The sequence below is a fragment of the Haloplanus vescus genome (assembly GCF_900107665.1).
GTDB lineage: Archaea > Halobacteriota > Halobacteria > Halobacteriales > Haloferacaceae > Haloplanus > Haloplanus vescus.
Window position 1 is genome coordinate 335,184 of the sequence record NZ_FNQT01000002.1, and the last position, 19,044, is coordinate 354,227.

17 protein-coding genes are annotated in these 19,044 nt (G+C 67.1%); 8 read left to right on the top strand and 9 right to left on the bottom strand.

The window, feature by feature from the left end:
* The first annotated feature begins 17 nt into the window (after positions 1-17).
* The gene (locus BLU18_RS09395; protein WP_092634574.1) at positions 18-539 is read left to right on the top strand and encodes an acyltransferase; all 522 of its coding nucleotides are present in this window, start codon (positions 18-20) and stop codon (positions 537-539) included.
* Positions 540-610: 71 nt separating this feature from the next.
* Here BLU18_RS09395 and BLU18_RS09400 read toward each other — a convergent pair whose 3' ends face one another.
* From BLU18_RS09400 to aglJ, 4 genes are all read right to left on the bottom strand, one after another.
* Positions 611-1,393: a mechanosensitive ion channel family protein gene (locus BLU18_RS09400; RefSeq protein WP_092634322.1), complete on the bottom strand. Its 783-nt coding sequence runs from the start codon at positions 1,391-1,393 to the stop codon at positions 611-613.
* Between the two features lies 1 nt (position 1,394).
* Positions 1,395-2,210 (bottom strand): diadenylate cyclase DacZ, encoded by an 816-nt coding sequence (gene dacZ, locus BLU18_RS09405; RefSeq protein ID WP_092634324.1) that lies wholly within the window; start codon positions 2,208-2,210, stop codon positions 1,395-1,397.
* Positions 2,211-2,289: 79 nt separating this feature from the next.
* The gene (gene purD / locus BLU18_RS09410) at positions 2,290-3,594 is read right to left on the bottom strand and encodes a phosphoribosylamine--glycine ligase (protein WP_092634326.1); all 1,305 of its coding nucleotides are present in this window, start codon (positions 3,592-3,594) and stop codon (positions 2,290-2,292) included.
* Between the two features lie 123 nt (positions 3,595-3,717).
* Positions 3,718-4,623 (bottom strand): S-layer glycoprotein N-glycosyltransferase AglJ, encoded by a 906-nt coding sequence (aglJ, locus tag BLU18_RS09415; RefSeq protein WP_092634328.1) that lies wholly within the window; start codon positions 4,621-4,623, stop codon positions 3,718-3,720.
* A gap of 226 nt (positions 4,624-4,849) precedes the next feature.
* Between aglJ and BLU18_RS09420 the strand changes: the two genes are divergently transcribed.
* Together BLU18_RS09420 and BLU18_RS09425 are read left to right on the top strand one after the other, a co-directional pair.
* Complete coding sequence (locus BLU18_RS09420; protein ID WP_092634330.1) at positions 4,850-8,044, top strand: oligosaccharyl transferase, archaeosortase A system-associated; 3,195 nt, start codon at positions 4,850-4,852, stop codon at positions 8,042-8,044.
* Positions 8,044-8,988 (top strand): DUF368 domain-containing protein, encoded by a 945-nt coding sequence (locus tag BLU18_RS09425; RefSeq protein ID WP_245697942.1) that lies wholly within the window; start codon positions 8,044-8,046, stop codon positions 8,986-8,988. Before BLU18_RS09420 ends, BLU18_RS09425 begins: the two co-directional genes overlap by 1 nt.
* A gap of 5 nt (positions 8,989-8,993) precedes the next feature.
* Here BLU18_RS09425 and BLU18_RS09430 read toward each other — a convergent pair whose 3' ends face one another.
* On the bottom strand, positions 8,994-9,551 hold the full coding sequence (locus BLU18_RS09430) for a class I SAM-dependent methyltransferase (protein ID WP_092634334.1): 558 nt from the start codon (positions 9,549-9,551) through the stop codon (positions 8,994-8,996).
* A 79-nt stretch (positions 9,552-9,630) separates the two neighbouring features.
* Between BLU18_RS09430 and BLU18_RS09435 the strand changes: the two genes are divergently transcribed.
* Both BLU18_RS09435 and cutA read left to right on the top strand, forming a co-directional pair.
* On the top strand, positions 9,631-9,837 hold the full coding sequence (locus tag BLU18_RS09435; protein WP_092634336.1) for an HEWD family protein: 207 nt from the start codon (positions 9,631-9,633) through the stop codon (positions 9,835-9,837).
* Positions 9,838-9,839: 2 nt separating this feature from the next.
* Positions 9,840-10,157 carry a divalent-cation tolerance protein CutA gene (gene cutA / locus BLU18_RS09440; RefSeq protein WP_092634338.1) on the top strand — a complete coding sequence of 106 codons (318 nt, stop codon included), beginning with the start codon at positions 9,840-9,842 and terminating at the stop codon, positions 10,155-10,157.
* On the opposite strand, the gene BLU18_RS09445 is transcribed toward cutA, so the two are convergent.
* On the bottom strand, positions 10,158-10,676 hold the full coding sequence (locus BLU18_RS09445; RefSeq protein ID WP_176791221.1) for an HPP family protein: 519 nt from the start codon (positions 10,674-10,676) through the stop codon (positions 10,158-10,160).
* Entirely contained in the window at positions 10,673-11,338 is a 666-nt protein-coding gene (locus BLU18_RS09450; protein ID WP_092634340.1) for an HAD-IIB family hydrolase, read from the bottom strand. The genes BLU18_RS09445 and BLU18_RS09450 overlap by 4 nt, the downstream gene beginning before the upstream one ends.
* 86 nt (positions 11,339-11,424) lie before the next feature.
* Between BLU18_RS09450 and BLU18_RS09455 the strand changes: the two genes are divergently transcribed.
* Complete coding sequence (locus tag BLU18_RS09455) at positions 11,425-12,618, top strand: FAD-dependent oxidoreductase (RefSeq protein ID WP_092634342.1); 1,194 nt, start codon at positions 11,425-11,427, stop codon at positions 12,616-12,618.
* Between the two features lie 70 nt (positions 12,619-12,688).
* Positions 12,689-13,990 (top strand): UDP-glucose 6-dehydrogenase AglM, encoded by a 1,302-nt coding sequence (aglM, locus tag BLU18_RS09460; protein ID WP_092634344.1) that lies wholly within the window; start codon positions 12,689-12,691, stop codon positions 13,988-13,990.
* A gap of 93 nt (positions 13,991-14,083) precedes the next feature.
* Here aglM and ileS read toward each other — a convergent pair whose 3' ends face one another.
* Both ileS and BLU18_RS09470 read right to left on the bottom strand, forming a co-directional pair.
* Positions 14,084-17,245 (bottom strand): isoleucine--tRNA ligase, encoded by a 3,162-nt coding sequence (ileS, locus tag BLU18_RS09465; protein WP_092634346.1) that lies wholly within the window; start codon positions 17,243-17,245, stop codon positions 14,084-14,086.
* Between the two features lie 378 nt (positions 17,246-17,623).
* Positions 17,624-18,382 carry an SDR family NAD(P)-dependent oxidoreductase gene (locus BLU18_RS09470; RefSeq protein WP_092634349.1) on the bottom strand — a complete coding sequence of 253 codons (759 nt, stop codon included), beginning with the start codon at positions 18,380-18,382 and terminating at the stop codon, positions 17,624-17,626.
* Between the two features lie 107 nt (positions 18,383-18,489).
* Between BLU18_RS09470 and BLU18_RS09475 the strand changes: the two genes are divergently transcribed.
* On the top strand, positions 18,490-18,948 hold the full coding sequence (locus BLU18_RS09475; RefSeq protein ID WP_092634351.1) for a DUF7992 family protein: 459 nt from the start codon (positions 18,490-18,492) through the stop codon (positions 18,946-18,948).
* The last annotated feature ends 96 nt before the right edge of the window (positions 18,949-19,044 follow it).

Sequence of the window (19,044 nt, forward strand, 5' to 3'; positions counted from 1 at the left end):
GGTTTCAAGTCGCCGGCGTGCGAACGCCGACCGTGAGCCGACACGACCGTCTCGACCGACACCCCACCGCTGGCCCGCGAAACTCGCTGTGGCACTGGCCGACCGCGAAGCATCCGCTCCGGGTCGTCGTGAACTATCTCGCCGTCTGGCTGATTCGTCTCTCGCCGAGTCTGCGCCTGAAAAACTGGCTTCTCCGACGACTCGGGGCGACGGTCGGCCCCGGCGTCGCGTTCGGCCTAGAGGCGACGCCGGACGTGTTCTGGCCCGAGCATCTGACGATTCGAGCGGACGCCATCGTCGGCTACGACGCGACGCTGCTCTGTCACGAGTTCCTGACCGAGGAGTACCGAACGGGGGAGGTTATCGTCGGGGAACGCGCGCTCATAGGCGCGAGCGCCGTCGTCCTGCCGGGCGTCGAAATCGGCGCCGACGCGAAGGTGGCGGCCAACTCGCTGGTCACCGAGGACGTACCGCCGGGGACGACGGTGGCCGGCGTCCCGGCCCGTCCCGTCGAGGGCGGCGTCGGACGCGACGAGTGATACGGGTTATTGTGATTTCCGGTGGGTCACCGGGACGGACCGGCAAATAGTTACGAGAAACCGTATGGGCGTCAGCCGCGGATTCGGACGAAGCCCTCGGCGAACACCTTGCTGTTCGGGAAGACGTACTCCTCGCCGTCGATTTCGACGTGGGTGACGAACAGGTCCATCTCTTGGACGATACCCTGCACGTCGCCGACGCGAATCTCGTCGCCGATAGTGTAGGGTTGATTGAGGAGGAGGTAGGTGCCGACTGCACCGGCCGAGAGCAGGTGGCGGAAGGCGAGGCCGCCGAGGAAGACGAGTGCGAAGACGTACGCGCCGAGGAGGACGATGAGCGCCGCGGTGGCGACGCCCACCTGGCCGAGTGCGATGAGCGCGGCCAGATAGAAGATGCTGTACTTCGCTATCAGCGGCAGGACGTCTATCTGCGGAATCTTCACGCCGCGGAAGCGCTCCGAGACGAGCAGTTCCACCTTGTCGCCGAGGAGGATGCCGGCGATGAGGACGACGATGGCGACGAACAGCTGCGGGAGGAAGCCGGCGACGGCGTTCCAGAACTGCGCCACATACTCGATTTCCGCGACGGCGACGGCGGCGAACACTGCGATGCCGAAGACGAAGTAGCCCGCGATGGCCGCGAGGATGTCGACGGTCGACGTGCCGACACTCCGGGCGGTGCGCTCGAAGGCCGTCCCCTCAACGGCGGCTGGAATGCCGATTCGCTGGAGGAATCGCCGCGCAGTCACGCGCGTCACCCAGCCGAACAGCAGGCCGAGAAAGAGCGTCCCGAAGGCGAACCAGAGGCGGAGCGGCACCGCCTCGACGATTTCGGCGAGCATCCCGCCCTGCATCTCAGTACTCCTCCGGGTCTATCTCCAGAATCAGGTCGCCACCCTTGAACGCCCGCACCATCCCGTCGGATTCCGAGAGGACGATGGCGATGGCGTTCGTATCGCGCGTGATGGCGCCACCGGCCATGTGACGCGCCCCGAGGCCTTTCGGGATGTCGACGCCCTCCGCCGAGGGTTCGAGATAGCGGTAGGCGGAGACGATTTTGCCCGCGTCGGAGACGATGAAGGCGCCGTCAAGTCGCGAGAACTCCTTGAGCATCACGTTCACGATGGGGTCGCCGACGTGGACGTGGCTCTTCTCGAAGGGGTTGTAGCTCAGCGGGCGGGACTTGTTCATCACCTTGCCCGCGTCGCCGACGACGAAGAGCGCGCCGACGGGTTTCCCTTTCTGTCCTTTCTTCCCGAGGTCGATGGCCACCTCGAACACGTCGCGAATGACGCCGGGTTCGGCCCGCGAGTCGGTGAACAGGTCGTAGATGCCGGAGCGAATCGACTCGTCAACGCGCACCCGAACCACCGAGTCCGCGTCCACGTCGTCGCCGAACATCGAAACGGTGCAGGCGACGGAGTCACCCTCCGTCACGAACTCGTGTTCCATCGCGCCCTCGATGCCGAACCGGATTCGGTCACGGACGTTGTCGAAGTCGAGCGGGAGTTCGACGAAGGCGTCGGCGTCCACGCTGTTCTCGGCGGCGATGACCACTCGGTCCACGTCCGCGTCCGCGAACTGGTCGTAGTACGCCGCCGACGGTGTGAACAGAAACAGTCCGTCGATGTCGTCGACCAGGCCACCGAGGGAGTCCCGTAGCGTCGCCATTAACGGAGAGACGCGTCGTGGCGAAATAAAGGTTCGTGACCCGTCACACGCCCGTCCGACGCAGTTCTGTCGGTGCCGATTACTCGCGCAGGTCGCGCATGTGGTCGACGCGGCGCTGGACCAGCGACGCCGTGCCGATGTCGTGGCGGACGCGCAGGCCGTCGCCCGCCGCCGAGAGCGCGTCCTCCGCGATGCACTCGGCGTCGGCGATGGTGTCGTCGATGCCCACGACGGCGAAGGCCCGCGAGGTAGTGGTGTAGAGGCCGTCCTCACGCGCGTCGACACTCGCGTAGAAGAGGAGTGCGTCGCCCGACTCCGTCTCCGCGGCGGCGACGCTCTCCTCGTCCACCGCGATGCGCGCGCCCGATTCGGGGTCGGTCGGGTAGCCCGCCGGGACGGCGTACTTACACACCGTCGCGCGGTCGTCGAACGCGAGGGTGGGGAGGTCGTCGCCGTCTCGTGCGGCCGTCAGCACGTCGAGGAACGGCGTCTCGAGGACCGGCAGCGTGTTCATCGCTTCGGGGTCGCCGAAGCGGGCGTTGAACTCCACGACGCGAACCCCCTCTGCGGTGAGCATGAACTGCCCGTAGAGGACGCCCTTGTAGTCGGGGAGGGCGTCGACCGTCGCTTCAAGCACGTCGACGGCCGCCGCGTAGTCGCTCTCGTCCATGAACGGTAGCGTGGGGGCGGCGTCGCTGTAGCTCCCCATGCCGCCCGTGTTCGGCCCCTCGTCACCCTCGTAGGCGCGCTTGTGGTCTTGGACCGCGGGCGTCGGTCGCACGTCGCCGTTCGCGACGAACGCCTGCACGGTGAACTCCTCGCCGACGAGTCGCTCTTCGAGGACGACACGGTCGTAGTCGGCGTCGCGGAGGTACGCCTTCGCTTCGTCTTTGGTCACTTGGTCACCCGTGACGCGGACGCCCTTGCCGCCGGTGAGGCCGGCGGGCTTGACCGCCAAGTCGCCGTCGTAGCTGTCGATGTACTCGCAGGCGGCCGCCATGTCGTCGAACGTCTCGAAGTCGGGACAGCCGGGAATCCCCTCCTCCTGCATGAACCGCCGTTGGTAGGCCTTGTCCGTCTCGATGCGGGCGGCGTCGGCCGACGGGCCGAAGGTGTAGACACCGGCGTCGTCGAGGGCGTCGGCGACGCCCGCGGCGAGCGCCGACTCCGGGCCGATGATGGCTAGCGTGGCGTCCACGTCGTCCGCGAAGGCGACGATGGCGTCGGCATCGCGTTCCTCGATGGTCCGAGTGTCCTCGGCCAGCGCCGCGATTCCGGGGTTTCGATTGCTCGCGCAGGCGTAGAGGTCCGCGTCCGGGGCGATGGCTCGGGCGATAGCGTGTTCCCGGCCACCCCCACCGACGAGGAGTACCGTCTCTGACATGGTGGTACGACCCCGCGGAATCGGCCTAAACGTTGCCTTTTGAGACGGGTTATTCTACGTCGCCACGGGTGGTTCGCCGGCCCGTCTCGGCGAACCGTCGGAAAACAGTTACAATACTGCGTCTCACTTCCGGTCGTGTCGGTCCTCGCGGTGCAGGGTGAGAATCAGGTCGGCGAGCAACCCGAACATGAGCAGTTGGACGCCGACCAGAATGGCGAAGGCGGCGACGATGGCCAGCACTTCGTGTGACACTTGGCGCGTAATCCACTCGACGGCGACGTAGGCGGCGACGAGGACGCCCGCGGCCGTCGACACCGTCCCGATACTCCCGAAGTAAAACAGGGGGTTGTTGGTCTTCGCTCGGCGGTAGAGTTCGAGGAAGATGATGCCACCATCCCGAACGGGATGGAGGTTGGTGTTCGACCCCTCGGGGCGCGGGAAGTAGGTCACCGGCACCACCGTCGTCGGAATCGAGCGCTTGGCACATTCGACGGCCATCTCCGTCTCGATGCCGAACCCGTCCGAAGTCAGGTGCATCTGCTCGAACGACTCGTGCGTGAACGCCCGGTATCCGGAAAGGATGTCACGGAACGACTCGCCGTGGATGAAACCGAACGCTCGGTTGATGAGGCGGTTGCCGATTCGGTTGAGTGGCGTCATCGCGCCGGCGCGCATGTCCGCGAAGCGGTCGCCGATGACGTGGTCGGCGTCGCCGGTCATTAGTGGCTCAAGCATCGTCTCGGCGTCGTCGGCGCTGTAGGTGCCGTCGCCGTCGAGCATCAGAACGTACGGGGCGTCGACGTGTTCGGTCACGGCCTCGCGGACCGCCTGCCCCTTGCCCGTCCCCGTCTGTTCGACGACGCGCGCGCCGGCCGAACGCGCCACGGACTGCGTGTCGTCTCTCGACCCGCCGTCGACGACGAGGACGTTCTCGTACCCCGCGTCCCGGAAATCACGAACCACGTCGCCGATGGTCGCGGCCTCGTCGAGTGTGGGGACGAGGACACAGACGGCGTCGGAGTCGGCCATGACTGCGGATTCGTCGGGGCGACTCCAAAAGCGTGTTTCTTTCTCGATGCCGAACCGCCAATCTCGGCCGCTCTCGACGGCTCCGTTCTTGGCTCGTCCGGGAGTGGTGTTAGCGGCGTGTGAGTCGCTCTTCGGCCGGTAGACGGCCCGTGAGTACACTGCCAATCCACCGCGCAGGCCTCCTATATGACAAGGTTTATGCCGATTATCCCAGTCCGTTCGGCCAATGAGTGACGATCAGAGTCAGGGGTCTACATCGGTCGCAGACCTCTTTTTCGACTGGTATCACGTCCCCGCACTCGTCCTCGTTATCGCGGGGATGCTCGCCATCCGTCTCCAGGCGTACGACGCCTTCGTCCAGAACGGAACGGTGTACTTCTCCGGGAACGACGCCTGGTATCACCTCCGCCAGGTCGAGTACACGGTCGCGCACTGGCCGTTCACGATGCCGTTCGACCCGTGGACGAACTTCCCGTACGGGACGAACGAGGGGCAGTTCGGTACCCTCTACGACCAGATAATCGCCACGGTAGCGCTGCTCGTCGGCCTCGGGAATCCCTCCGAGACGCTCGTCTCCAAGGTCCTCCTCGTCGCGCCGGCGGTGTTCGGTGCCCTCATCGCCCTCCCGGTGTACGGCGTCGGCAAGCGTCTCTCCGGACGCCTCGCCGGCCTGTTCGGCGCCGTCGTCTTGCTTCTCCTCCCTGGACAGTTCCTCCAGCGCGGCGTGGTCGGCTTCGCGGACCACAACATCGTCGAACCGCTCTTCCAGACGCTCGCGGTCCTCGCGCTGATGGTGGCCATCGCCGTCGCCACCCGAGAGAAACCCGTCTGGGAGCTCGTCCTCGACCGCGACATCGACGCGCTCCGTGAGCCGATTCTCTGGAGCGCCCTCGCCGGCGCCGCCATCGCCGCCTACATGTGGGTGTGGCCGCCCGGCGTCTTGCTCATCGGCGTCTTCGGCGTCTATCTCACCTACCAGCTCACCTCCGACTACGTCGCCGGCGACTCGCCCGAACCGATTGCGTTCGTCGCTGTCGTCTCCATGGTCGTCAGCGCAGTCCTGATGCTCCTCCGATTCCAAGAGGCTTCGTTCTCAGCGACGGAGTTCGGGCTGCTTCAACCCGTCCTCGCCCTCGGGGTCGCCGCCGGCGCAGCGTTCCTCGCCGGTTTGGCTCGCCTGTTCGACGACCGCGGGGTCGACCAGCAGTACTACCCGGTCGCCGTGGTCGGGCTCCTCGTCGTCGGCGCTGGCGTCGTCGCCGTCGCGCTCCCCTCGCTGTTCGGGACGCTCCAGACGAATGCGCTTCGCTTCATCGGCTTCAGCGCCGGTGCTGCCACCCGGACTATCTCGGAGGCCCAGCCCTACCTCTCCCCGAACGTCCTGCAGCAGAACTACATGACCGCGACGGGGCGAATCCTCTCCGATTACGGGTTCACCCTCTTCACGGGTGTGGCCGCCGTCATCTGGCTGCTCGCGAAACCGCTCGTGCGCGATGGCGAAACCGAACGCGTCGGCTACGTCGGTGGCAGCCTCGCCATCATTGCCCTCCTCTTCCTCGTCCCCGGCCCGTTCCGGGCCATCGGCGACGCCCTCGGTATCGTCTCGGAACTCGTCGGCGTCGGGTTGGTCGCGGCCATCCTCTTCGGTGCCGTCCTCCAGCACAACTACGACGGCGAGAAACTCCTCTTCGTCGTGTGGGCCGCCTTCATCACCTCGGCGGCGTTCACGCAGGTTCGATTCAACTACTACCTCGCCCCCATCGTCGCCATCGCAAACGCCTACCTCCTCGGACAGGTGCTCGGCTACCTCGACCTCGATACCGCGTCGCTCGACACCGTCCGCAACATCCAGGGGTATCAGGTGTTCGCCGTGTTCGCGGCCGCGATGCTCATCGTGACGCCCGTGTTGCTCGTTCCGATGAGCGTCCGCGACACGGGCAACCCGTCGTTCGACCAGAGTAACACGGCGTGGGAATCCGTCCAGTCGTCCAACCCCGACGCAATCACCGAGTGGCAGGGGTCGCTCGACTGGATGCAGTCGAACACGCCCGAACCCGGCACGTTCGGCGGTGCCTCCAACGAGATGGAATACTACGGTACCTACGAGCGGACACAAGACTTCGACTATCCGGCGGGCGCCTACGGCGTCCAGTCGTGGTGGGACTACGGGCACTGGATAACCGTCCGCGGCGAACGCATCCCCAACGCCAACCCGTTCCAGCAGGGGGCAACTGACGCGGCGAACTTCCTGCTCGCGTCCAACGAGACGGCCGCTCAGGAGACCCTCGGTGAGCGTGACCAAGAGGCCGCGGGCACGCGCTACGTCATGGTCGACTGGCAGATGGTCCACCCGCAGTCGAAGTTCAGCGCCCCGGTCGTCTTCTACGACGAGTCGAACGTCTCGTCGTCGGACTTCTACAACCCGGTGTACACCAACAACTTCCGGGGGCAGTTCATGCTCCGCGACCAGCGGTACTACGAGAGCCTGATGGTGCGGCTCTACGAGTACCACGGGAGTTCGATGTCGCCACAGCCGATCGTCGTCGACTGGGAAGAGCGACGCGCCCAAACCCAGAGTGGTGAGACGGTCACCGTCCGCGCGACGGCACAGAACGGGACGCCGCTCCAGCAGTTCGACAATATGTCCGCCGCACAGAACTACGTCGAGAACGATAGCACATCACAGGTCGGTGGTATCGGGCCGTTCCCATCCGAAAAGGTGCCTGCGCTCGAACACTACCGCCTCGTGAAGGTGAGTAACTCGTCGGCGACGTCCTCGGCGCAGTATCAGTCGCTATCCCGCCGGACCTTCTCGTCGACCGGCGTGCCGCCGTCGAGTCAGCGACTCTACGAGCCGTCGTGGGTCAAGACCTTCGAGAAGGTGCCCGGTGCGACGGTCACCGCCGACGACTTGCCGCCGAACACGTCCGTCCGCGCCAGCGTCGAGATGCGGGTCCCCACGACCAACGAGACGTTCACCTACACGCAGGAGACGATGACGACCGAGGACGGCGAGCTGGAGATGACGCTCCCGTACGCCACGACCGGCTACGACGAGTACGGCCCGTCCAACGGCTACACGAACGTGAGCGTCCGCGCCACGGGCCCGTACACGCTCGAATCGGCACTCGCCACGCAGAACCAGTCGCTCGTGCAGTACCGCGGACAGGTCCAGATTCAGGAGGGTCGTGTCAACGGCGACATCGAGGGCGCTCGACAGGTGTCACTGAACCAGACGAATCCGCTCCAGAACCTGAGCCTCGGCGGCGGCAACGAGTCCGAATCTGCCGAGTCGCTCCAGCCGGTGGAGACGGAGTCGCCCGCGGACGCGGACGACACGGGCGAGCCGGCCCCCGACTCCACGTCGACCGCCGCTGACCGCGCTGAGATCACGCGAATCGCGGCCCCCACTCGGGACTGATGCGTCCGCTTCGCTCCCTGCTGGTCGTCTACTGTAAGGGCGCCTGCATGGGAGCGGCCGACGCCGTCCCCGGCGTCTCGGGCGGCACCATCGCGCTCATCGTCGGCATCTACGAGCGCCTCATCGGCGCGCTCACGGACGTCACACCCGGTCGCGTGCTCGACGTTCTCGCCGCCCCCATCCCGGGACGGCGCGCCGACGCCCGCGCGGCCTTTCTCGCTATCGACGGTCCGTTCCTCCTCGCACTCGGATGTGGCGTCCTCACCGCCGTCGTCGTCGCGACGCGCGGCCTCCACCGCGCGCTCGAAGCCGCGCCCGTCCCGACGTTCGGGTTCTTCTTCGGCCTCATCGCTGTATCGGCGCTCGTCCTCGCCGAACAGGTGTCGCTCGACACGCCCGGACGGGTCGGCGCCGGCCTCGTCGGCTTCCTCCTCGCCTTCCTCTCGGCCGGGCAGGCGGGTGCCGCACTCCCCTCCTCGCCGCTGGTGATATTCTTCGTCGGCGCCGTGGCCATCAGCGCGATGGTCCTGCCCGGCGTTTCCGGGTCGCTCATCCTCGTCATCCTCGGGCAGTACGCCTTCCTCGTCGAACGGCTGACAGCATTTATCGACGCCCTCATCGGCCTCCTGTTCGGCGGCTCTATCGAGGCCGTCCTCGACCCTGCCTCGACCGTCGGCGCCTTCGTCGTCGGTGCCGTCATCGGCCTGTTCACCGTGGCCCACGCCGTCCGGTGGGCGTTCGTCCACTACCGCTACGCGACGCTCACCTTCCTCGTCAGCCTCGTCTTCGGCGGGTTGCGCGCACCCCTCGTGGAGGCCGCCAAGGCCACGCCCGCGGGGTGGACCACCGACGCCATCGCGGCGTTCGGTCTCGCCGCCCTCGTCGGCGCCGTCCTCGTCGGCGTCCTCGAATACTACACGGACAGCGTCGAAATCTCGGCATAACCGTCTTACAGCCGACTCGCCGTCACGAACGTCTCCGGGCGCTGGTCGGCGCGTTCGACGGTGAAGCCCGCCTCGGTCTGGAGCGAGACGGCGTCCGCGAGGCTGTACGTCTCGTCCCGGGGCGGGCCGGCCTCGCCGTCGCCCGCCCGGTCCCAGTCGACGGTGAGTAGGCGCCCGCCGGGACGGAGCACCCGAGCGACTTCGTCGAGTGCGTCGGCGTCTGCGAACTCGTGAAACGTCATCGTCGAGACGGCGGCGTCGAGTTCGTCCGCGGCGAACGGCAGGTCTGCGGCGTCGGCTTCGACCAACTCGACGTTCGACGGGACGCCCTTCTCGCGGTAGTGGTCGTGCATCGCGGTCTGGACGTCGACGGCGTACACCGTCTCGACGTGGGGCGCCAGCGCGTCGGTGAAAAAGCCCGTCCCGCTCCCCAGGTCGGCGAGGCGCATGTCCGTGTGCGGCGCGACGAGGGCGTGGAGTTCCTCGCGCGAGCAGTAGCGATACCGCTCGGCGGCGTCTTCGAGGGCGGCCGCCCGGTCGCTGTCGAACGTGTGAAAGCCCATACGGGTGGCTGTCGCCGAATCCTGATAAGCGTCGTGCGCTTGAGATAGCATTAAATCCCCGCCCGGCACTATTCGACCCATGAGCGTCACCATCAGGAAACCGACTGCCCGGGAGTGTGAGGACTGCGGCCGGCGGGAGGTCTGGAACGACGCGACCAGTACGTGGCGAGTCGCGCGCGACGACGACGGCGAGCGAATCACCGGGCGAGTGTACTGCATCCACGAGTGGGACATCAACGGCACGTTCGTCCCCATCGAATCGACCACCGACGCCGCCGACGCGTAGGCATGGCAGACGACGCGCCGGTGACGGCGTACGTCACCGCACCCCGCGACGCCGCCACCGACCTGGCGCGTCGCCTCGTCGACGAACGACTGGCCGCCTGCGTCAACGTCGTCGACTGCACCTCCACGTACCGCTGGGACGACGTGGTTCGCGAGGACGAGGAAGCCGTCCTACTGGCGAAGACGACTCCCGACCGCTACCCCGAGCTGGCCGACCGACTCGTCGAGTGGCACCCCCACGACGTTCCCTGCGTCGAACGCATAGATGCCGACGACGCCCACGACGAGTTCACCGCGTGGTGTGCCGACGCCGTCGAGTGATCACTCGTACCGTGGGTGCGTGTCGCCGACGAGGCGTTCGAACCCCGCAACGACGACGGCGTGAACGACGACGAGAACGACGACACTCACGACGATTATCGCCACTTGCTCGGGCGTCGACAGCAGGCCGAGCGAGACGATGAGCGTCGTCGCACACGCCGGGGCGTGTGTCGTATCCGTCGCGATGAGTCCCCAACTCGTGAGGACGATAGAACAGATACCGCTCGCGACGAGGTGCAGTCCCGCCGCCGAGTGCGGCGGTGGCGTCGCCGTGAGCGCCGCGCCCGCCCCGAACAGCGTGTACGCGACGAGGCCGGCGACGCCCCCGATGCTGTGGCTGGCGACGATGCGCGCCAGTCGCCCGCGGTCACCCGTCCGCTCGAACGCGAGGAGGAACGCCGAGGGGCCGAGACTCGGGAACACGAACGGCTGGCCGCTGAGCCACGCGACGGCGCCGAGGACGGTGAAGAGAACGCCCGCGTAGAGACTCGTCCCGAGGCGATACCGGTCCACCGTCATCGCAGGGCTGCGAGGACTTCGAGCGTGCCGTCCATGTGCGCTCCCTCGGTGACGTGGTCGGCGGCGGCCCGCGCTCGCTCGTCGGCGTTCGCCACCGCGAACGATTCGCCCACTGCCTCGAACGTCGACACGTCGTTTTCGCTGTCGCCGACGGCGACGAACTCTGCGGGGTCGACCCCCAGCACCGACGCCACCGACCGCAGGCCGTCGCCTTTCTCGACGCCCGGCGTCTTGAGGTGGTAGGCGTAGCCGGTGTCGACGAGGTCGAGGTCGAACTCCGCGGCCACGTCGCGCAGGAGTCGTTCGTCGGCGTCGAGGTTGATAGCCACCTCCGTCTCCCGCCATCGGTTGACCGTGTCCGCCCCGCCCCAGCCGAGGTCACCGCCTCGCTCGACGAACGCGCGCGCTGCCGCCTTCGGGCGCTCGGAGTCGACGGTCACGCGGACTTCGTCGTCGGCGTAGACGACCCCGCCGTGTTCGGCCACGACGAGTTCGGGTATCGCGAGGAAGTGACAGAGCGCGACGGGGTAGGGGAAGGCCTTGCCCGTCGCGAGGACGATGGGGGCGTCCCACGCGGGCAGCGCCTCGAACGCCCGCGGGTCCAGTCCCCCCGCTGGCTTCGTGAGCGTCCCGTCGATATCGAGTACGAGCGGCGGCGCCATACCTGACCCTGCACCGCGGCCGTGATAAACGACGCGTCACGGCGCGAGGCGACGCCGTGAAGTGGCCCGCTCGCGCAGACCACCCCATGCACACGACTGTCCTCGTCGTCGGCGGGGGCGCGACGGGCGTCGGCGTCGCCCGTGACCTCGCTCTGCGCGGCGTCGACACGACGCTCGTTGAGCGCGGCGCCCTCGCCGCGGGCACGACCGGTCGCTCGCACGGCGTCCTCCACAGCGGCGCTCGGTACGCCGAGGCCGACCCCGACGACGCGGCGGCCTGTCTCGCCGAAAACCGCGTCCTCCGCGACATCGCGCCCGACTGTATCGACGAGACAGGCGGGTACTTCCTCCAGCTCGACGGCGACGACCCGTCCTACTTCGAGCGAAAGCGCGAGGCGTGTGACTCGCTCGGCATGGCCGTCGAGACGCTGTCTGGCGACGCCCTGCGGGACCGCGTGCCGGAAGCGAATCCCCGTGTCGAACGTGCGCTCGCGGTGCCGGACGGCGTCGTCTCGCCCGCGAGCCTCGTCCTCGCAACCGCGGCCGCCGCTCGCGAGGCCGGCGCCGAACTTTACACCCACTCGCCCGTCGAAGACGTACACGTCGCAGATGGAGTAGTCACCGGCGCCACCGTCGGCGGGCGCTTGGACGCCCGAATCGAGGCCGACGTGGTGGTCAACGCCACCGGCCCGTGGGCCGAGCGGTGTGCGGCGCTCGCCGGCGTCGACGTGCCGATGGCGCCCACGCGCGGCGTGATGGTCGCCGTCGACAACCCCGGTGTCGACGCCGTGTTGAACCGGTGTCGCCCGCCGGACGACGGCGACATCGTCGTCCCCCGCGACGGAACGGCCGTCCTCGGGACGACGAGCGTCGCCGTCGACGACCCCGACGACTTCGAGCGGACGGAACACGAAATCGAGCGGACGGTCGCCGAATGCGCCGCGATGTGTCCGGGAGTCGACGCCGAGGTGCGGGACACGTACTGGGGCGTCCGCCCCCTCTACGCGCCGGACGAGGCGGCGCGCGACGACGCCCGCAAGATTTCGCGCGGGTTCGCCCTCCTCGACCACGCCGCCGACGGCGCCGCGGGACTGGTCACCGTCGTCGGTGGCAAACTCACCACCTACCGCCGGATGGCCGAGGCGACGGCCGACCGAGTGTGCGAGCGACTGGGCGTGGACGCCGAGTGTCGCACCGCCAAACGGGCCCTCCCCGCGAGCGACGACCCCGCCGTTGCCGACCTCCGGGCGACGCTCGGCGTCGATGCCCCGGCGAACTGAGCGGTCGGGAGTCCGCAGCGACGAGGACGCATCCGAATCCTCTTTGCCTCGGCTTCACCACCCACACACGATGCAGATCGGTATCGTCGGTAGCGGCTACGTGGGAACGACCGTCGCGGCCTGTCTCGCTGACTTCGGCCACGACGTGATGAACGTCGACATCGACGAGTCCATCGTCAGAGCGCTGAACGACGGCGAGGCACCCGTCTCCGAACCGGGCCTCGACGCCTTGCTCGAACGGTACGCTGGCGAGTCGCTCTTCGCGACGAGCGACTACGAGGACCTCGTCGACTTCGCTCCCGACGTGGTCTTCCTCGCGCTGCCGACGCCGACGAATGACGACGGCAGCATCGACACCAGCATCGTCGAGGCCGGCGCGGAAGCCCTCGGGACCGTCCTCGCCGATATCGAGGGCCACCCGATAGTCGTCGTCAAGAGCACCGTCGTCCCCGGCACGACACAGGACGTGGTCGGCCCGGCGCTCGAACGCGAATCCGGCAAGCGGGTCGGCGTCGACTTCGGCCTCGCGGTCAACCCCGAGTTCCTGAAGGAGGGAAGCGCCGTCGAGGACTTCAACGACCCCGACAAACTCGTCTTCGGGACCGACGACGACCGGGCGCTCGAGGCCCTGGAAGCCGTCTACGCCCCCCTCATCGAGGAGGGGACACCCGTCGTCGACACCGACCTCCGCGCCGCCGAGATGATTAAATACGCCAACAACGCCTTCCTCGCCGCGAAGGTGAGTCTCATCAACGACATCGGGAACATCTGCAAGGAGTTCGGCATCGACGCCTACGAGGTGGCCGACGCCATCGGCCTCGACGACCGAATCGGCGAGCAGTTCCTCCGTAGCGGCGCTGGCTGGGGCGGCAGTTGCTTCCCGAAGGACACGAAAGCCATCGTCGCCGCCGCCCGCGAGCAGGGGTACGACCCCCAGCTCCTGCAGGCAGCCATCGACGTGAACGACCGCCAACCTCAGCGGATGCTTGACCTCCTCGACAGCCACGTCGACGTCGAGGGTGAACGCGTCGCCGTCCTCGGCCTCGCGTTCAAGCCCGGTACCGACGACGTGCGCAACTCGCGTGCCATCCCCATCATCGAGGGGTTGCAGGAACGGGGCGCCGAGGTCATCGCCTACGACCCCAACGTCGGCGCGCGCGACAACATGGCCGAACGCTTCCCGGACGTGGAGTTTCTCGCCTCCGCGTCGCCGACGCTCTCGGGGGCGGCGGCGGCGCTCGTCGTCACCGACTGGCCGGAGTTCGCTGACCTCGACCGGGAGTTCGACCTCATGTCCGGCAACGTCGTCGTCGACGGCCGCCGAATCGTCGAGCGCCGCGACGGACTGGTCTACGAAGGCCTGACGTGGTGAGCGGCGCCGTCGCTCGTCGGCCTCTGTCTCGCGCGGTCGAAGAAACGTAACCCGGACACGACGCGTACGGGCAAGCCCGCACCGCGTGCCGACCTATTCTACTCGTTCCAGACCGATGGTGACCGTCACGTCCTCGACCGACCACTCCTCGGTCAGGTCGTCGGCCTCGGCGTCGAACGCCTCCGTTCGCGTCTCCTCCGCGATGAGGTCACGGTGTTCGTCGACGAAGCCGGCGACTCGGTCGTCGTCGACGTCGATGCGCGTTCGGATGGGTGCGTCCACGTCGAGTTCGAGGCGCTTGCGCATCTCCTGAATCCGGCGCACCACGTCGCGGGCGTACCCCTCGGACTCGATGTCCTCCGTCAGCGACGTGTCGACGTAGACAGTGCCACCGATGCCGTCCTCGACGTCGAAGTCCGTCCCCGTGACGTTCTCGGGGGGTTCCGCTCGGAACGACAGCATCTCCTCGGTGAGTTCGTAGCGCTCGCCGTCGACGGAGACGGCGTAGCCGTCTTCAGTCTCTAAGTCGGCGCGACGGCTTCCCTCAACGGCGTTCATCACGCGTTGGGCGTCGCCGCCGAAGGCCGGGCCGATGGCCCCCATCTCTGGGTCGGCGTACTCGACCAGTTCGTCGAAGGTGTCGACCACCTCGATTCGCCGGGCGTTCACTCGCTCGGCGAGGAGGTCCGAGAGGGACTCGACCGCGTCGGCGACGGCGTCGTCTTCGGTTTCGACGATGACGCGCGGGACGGGCCAGCGGAGTTTGCGGCCGCCCTGCTGGCGGGCGTTCGCGGCCGCCTCCTCGACTGCTCGGAGCACGGCCACGTCCGTCTCGAGGTCGGGGTCGTGCCACTCGTCGTCGACGGTGGGGTAGGCGAGTTCGTGGACCGTCGTCGCCTCCCCGTCGAGGGTCTGGTACATCTCCTCGGCGAGGTAGGGCATGACGGGAGCGAGCAGGCGAATCACCTCGTCGAGCACCGTCGCGAGCGTCGCGTAGGCGCCACGTTTCGACGCGGAGTCGGCGTCCTCCCACATCCGCTCGCGGGTCGCCTTCACGTAGAACCGCGACACGTCCTCCGTGACGAACTCGAGGACGGTGTTGAGTGCGTCGTGGACGGCGTAGTCGTCCCACGCCTCGCTCGCCTCCTGTTTGACCGACTGGAGACGCGACAGCACCCACTCGTCGACGACGGTCAACTCGCCGTCGGACAGGTCGGCCCCGGCGGGGTCGTAGTCGTCGAGACGCATGTACTGCAGCGGGAAGCGGAAGACGTTCCAGAAGATGTTGAGCGTCGACTGAATCTCGCCGAGGCCGTCCCACTCGAAGGAGAGGTCGGCGCCGTGTTGGTCGTGGCTCATCAGGTAGGCTCGGAGCGGGTCGCGCCCGAAGCGGTCGATGGCTTCCTCGGGCGTGACGATGTTGCCGAGCGACTTGGACATCTTCCGGCCGTCGCTGTCGTTGGCGAAGCCGTGCATCACGACTTCGTCGTACGGAACCTCGCCGAGGGCGGCGGTGCCCATCCCAAGCTGCGACCAGAACCAGCCGCGGGTCTGGTCGTGCGCCTCGACGATGAGGTCCGCGGGCCAGAGGTCGTCGAACCGGGAGTCGTCGCTGGGGTAGTCGAGCGTTCCCCACGTCGCCACCGAGGAGTCGATCCACACGTCGAAGACGTCCGGAATCCGCTCGTAGGTGGTGCCGTCCTCCGTGATGGTGAGGGGGTCGACGCTCGGGCGGTGCAGGTCGACGTCGTCGGGGTCGACCTCTTGGTCCGCACGCTTTGCGAGTTCCTCGCGCGTGCCGACGACGAGGATGTCCTCCGCGCTCGGGTCGGGGTCGTCCTCCGGCACCCAGACGGGAAGCGGGATGCCCCAGTAGCGCTGTCGGGAGACGTTCCAGTCCGGGGCGTCCTCGACGAAGTTGCGGAACCGGTTGTCACGCGCCCACTGCGGGTGCCACTCGCTGTCGTCGATGTTGTCGAGTAGGTCCTGCTTGACGTCGGTGACGGTGATGAACCACTGGTCGGTCGCGAGATAGATAATGTCGGTGTCACACCGCCAGCACTGCCCGTAGCGGTGGGAGTGGGTACCCGACACGAGCAGTCGGCCGTTCGCCTCCAAGTCGGCGATGATGTCGTCGTTGGCGTCGCGGACGAACTCGCCCTCGTACTTGCCGGCCTCGGCGGTGAACGTGCCGTCGCCGGCGACGGGCGAGAAGATGGGCAGGCCAAGTTCCTGACCGCGGGCGAAGTCCTCCTGCCCGTGTCCGGGCGCGGAGTGGACGAGGCCCGTGCGGTCGGCCTCGACGTACTCGGCGCTGTACACCTCGCCGACGCCCTCGCCGTCGGCGTGGTCCGGCACTTCCTCGGCGAGGGGGTGGTCGTACGCCCAGCCCACCAGTTCCTCGCCGGTGAGTTCCTCGCGCACCTCGTAGTCGTCGTAGCGACCCTTCTTCAGGACGTCCTCGACGCAGGGTTCGGCGACGTAGAGCACCTCGCTCTCGCCGTCGTTCGTCGCTTCGACGGCCTGATAGGTCATGTCGGCGTCGACGGCGACGAACTCGTTGGCGGGGATGGTCCACGGCGTCGTCGTCCAGATGACGAGCGACCCCTCGCGGTCCTGCAGGGGGAACTTCACGTAGATGGAGGGGGATTCGATTTCGTGGTACTCCACCTCGTTGTCGGCGATGGCCGTCTCACACCGCGGGCACTGGTTGATGGCGCGCTTGCCGCGTTCGACGAGGCCGTTCTCGTGGACCTGCTTGAACGCCCACCACGTCGCCTCCATGTACTCCGGTGAGATGGTGCGGTACGGGTTGTCCCAGTCCATCCACGCGCCGATGGACTGGAAGTCCTCGTCCATCTTCGCGCGGTTCTCCTCCGCGAAGGACTTGCACTCCTCGATGAAGGCCTCCATCCCGTACTCCTCGATGTCCTTCTTAGAGTTGAAGCCGAGTTCCTCCTCGACTTTCACCTCGATGGGGAGGCCGTGCATGTCGTAGCCGGGCCGGTCGGTCACGTCGTAGCCCGACATCCGTTTATAGCGGATAATGGCGTCTTTGAGCGTCTTGTTCCACGCCGTGCCGAGGTGCATCTGGCCGCTCGTGTACGGCGGGCCGTCGACGAAGAAGAAGGGCGGGTCGTCTGCGTGGGCTTCCTTCGCCGCCTCGTAGGCGTCGTGTTCGTCCCAGTACGCGTTCACCGAGGATTCGACATCCTCGGGGGTGTACTGGTCGCTGACGTCGTCGGCGTCGTCCATATCCGACCCAATTCACCCGCGTATATCAAAACGGTGGTCGCGAGATGTAGTGGTCAGATATGTCGATGAGACTGTGACCATCTCGAAAGCCCCCGGTGGTTCGGCTCCCGGGACTCGCTGTGCTCCTCACTGCGTTGCGGTGCTTGCATCGTCCGGGTTCGCCGAACCACCGGCCCCTTTCAGTCCCACCCGCATCGGCTGACCGGCTGGCCACCGCTGGGTGGAACTGAAAGGGGCGCCGCGCTGGAGGAAGGTGGGAGACGTAAGCACCGCAGGCCGACGGCCAAGGAGCGCAACGAGCCCCCGACTCCAGCGCGGCGGGGCTTTCGAGGTGTCTCTAATGAAATCGCGATAAGCTGAACAGTACCGCGCGACGGCTTACATCTCCTGCTGGGTCGGTCGAATCAGCATCTCGTTGATGCTGACGTGCTGGGGCTGGCTGACGGCGAAGCGAATCGAGCGCGCGATGTCCTCGCCCGTCAGCGGTTCGATGGAGTCGACCCACTCCTCGGTTTCGGCCTGAATGTCCTCGTCGGGGATGTGGTCCGCGAGCTCCGTGTCGACCAGTCCGGGCTCGATAATCGTCGTTCGAATCCCGTCGTCGGTCACTTCCTTTCGGAACGCCTCGGTGAAGCCGTTGACGCCGAACTTGGTCGCGTTGTACCCGCTCCCCGTCGCCATCGACATCCGGCCCGCGATGGAGGAGACGTTCACGACGTGGCCGCCGCCGTTCTCTTTCATCACCGGCAGCGCCGTCTTCGTCGCGCTCATCAGGCCGAGGAGGTTGACCTCGACCATCTGCCGCCAGTTGTCGGTGTCGGCGTCCGCGACGGCTTCGAGGAGCATCACGCCCGCGTTGTTGACGAGGATGTCGAGGCCGCCCAGTTCCGAGGCGGTCGTGTCTATCATCGATTCGACCTGCGATTCCTCGGTCACGTCTGTCGGCACCACGAGCGCCTCGCCGCCGGCCGATTCGATGTCGTCGGCGACCGCCTGCAGTTCGGATTCGCGTCGGGCCGCGAGGCCGACGCTCGCGCCAGCGTCGGCGAGTGCTTTGGCCGTCGCTTCACCGATACCGGAGGACGCGCCAGTCACGAGTGCAACCTGTCCGTCGAGTGGATTCGCGTCGAGAACCATCGATTTGGAGAAGGGTGTCGACGCCGAAAAGACTGTTCGAACCGGAACCTCCGTCGTACGGTCACACGCACCGAACGCCTTTAGCGCCTCGTCGCCCACGCACGGGTATGACTCTCGACGTCGAGGTGCCGCCGCCGCCCGAACTGAATCAGGTCGACCCGAACGAGTACGAGGACGCCGAAGTGGTGGGGGAGACGGACTATCGCCGCGACGAACTGGAGGCGTTCCTCCGCGACGGCGCGTGGGAAACGGCATTCACTGACTGGGCCGACGAGACGGACCTCGACGAGCGAGAGTTCGATATCGTCACCGACCTCGAGATGCTCCGCCAGTTCGACTTCTTCTGGGACGCGTTCGCGGAACGCGTCGGCTACCACGCGCCCGGCATCCCCGAGGACTGGAAAGAGCGTGACTACCATCCGGACCTCGATTCGTGGGGCACCGTCTCGGGTATCAACGCGTCGTTGACCGAACTCGGCCAGCAGGTCTGTGACGTACTCCTCGACGAGTACATCGACTGGGAGGGCGACTACGAGGCGCCCGACGACCTGCCCGACTTCGAGTGACTACGGTCTATTGTAAGTCAGCCTCGGTGGTTCGCCGGCTCGTCTTGGCGAACCACCGAAAAACAGTTACAATACTCCGTATGAGCCCGGCGACGC

Excerpts from the sequence above, each read along its gene's own strand:
- BLU18_RS09445 (WP_176791221.1), bottom strand. The coding sequence starts at position 10,676 with ATGACGGTGGACCGGTATCGCCTCGGGACGAGTCTCTACGCGGGCGTT.
- aglM (WP_092634344.1), top strand. The coding sequence starts at position 12,689 with ATGCAGATCGGTATCGTCGGTAGCGGCTACGTGGGAACGACCGTCGCG.
- BLU18_RS09430 (WP_092634334.1), bottom strand. The coding sequence starts at position 9,551 with ATGGGCTTTCACACGTTCGACAGCGACCGGGCGGCCGCCCTCGAAGAC.
- ileS (WP_092634346.1), bottom strand. The coding sequence starts at position 17,245 with ATGGACGACGCCGACGACGTCAGCGACCAGTACACCCCCGAGGATGTC.
- BLU18_RS09400 (WP_092634322.1), bottom strand. The coding sequence starts at position 1,393 with ATGCAGGGCGGGATGCTCGCCGAAATCGTCGAGGCGGTGCCGCTCCGC.
- aglJ (WP_092634328.1), bottom strand. The coding sequence starts at position 4,623 with ATGGCCGACTCCGACGCCGTCTGTGTCCTCGTCCCCACACTCGACGAG.
- BLU18_RS09425 (WP_245697942.1), top strand. The coding sequence starts at position 8,044 with ATGCGTCCGCTTCGCTCCCTGCTGGTCGTCTACTGTAAGGGCGCCTGC.
- BLU18_RS09455 (WP_092634342.1), top strand. The coding sequence starts at position 11,425 with ATGCACACGACTGTCCTCGTCGTCGGCGGGGGCGCGACGGGCGTCGGC.
- BLU18_RS09475 (WP_092634351.1), top strand. The coding sequence starts at position 18,490 with ATGACTCTCGACGTCGAGGTGCCGCCGCCGCCCGAACTGAATCAGGTC.
- dacZ (WP_092634324.1), bottom strand. The coding sequence starts at position 2,210 with ATGGCGACGCTACGGGACTCCCTCGGTGGCCTGGTCGACGACATCGAC.
- BLU18_RS09420 (WP_092634330.1), top strand. The coding sequence starts at position 4,850 with ATGAGTGACGATCAGAGTCAGGGGTCTACATCGGTCGCAGACCTCTTT.
- BLU18_RS09435 (WP_092634336.1), top strand. The coding sequence starts at position 9,631 with ATGAGCGTCACCATCAGGAAACCGACTGCCCGGGAGTGTGAGGACTGC.
- purD (WP_092634326.1), bottom strand. The coding sequence starts at position 3,594 with ATGTCAGAGACGGTACTCCTCGTCGGTGGGGGTGGCCGGGAACACGCT.
- BLU18_RS09470 (WP_092634349.1), bottom strand. The coding sequence starts at position 18,382 with ATGGTTCTCGACGCGAATCCACTCGACGGACAGGTTGCACTCGTGACT.
- BLU18_RS09450 (WP_092634340.1), bottom strand. The coding sequence starts at position 11,338 with ATGGCGCCGCCGCTCGTACTCGATATCGACGGGACGCTCACGAAGCCA.
- cutA (WP_092634338.1), top strand. The coding sequence starts at position 9,840 with ATGGCAGACGACGCGCCGGTGACGGCGTACGTCACCGCACCCCGCGAC.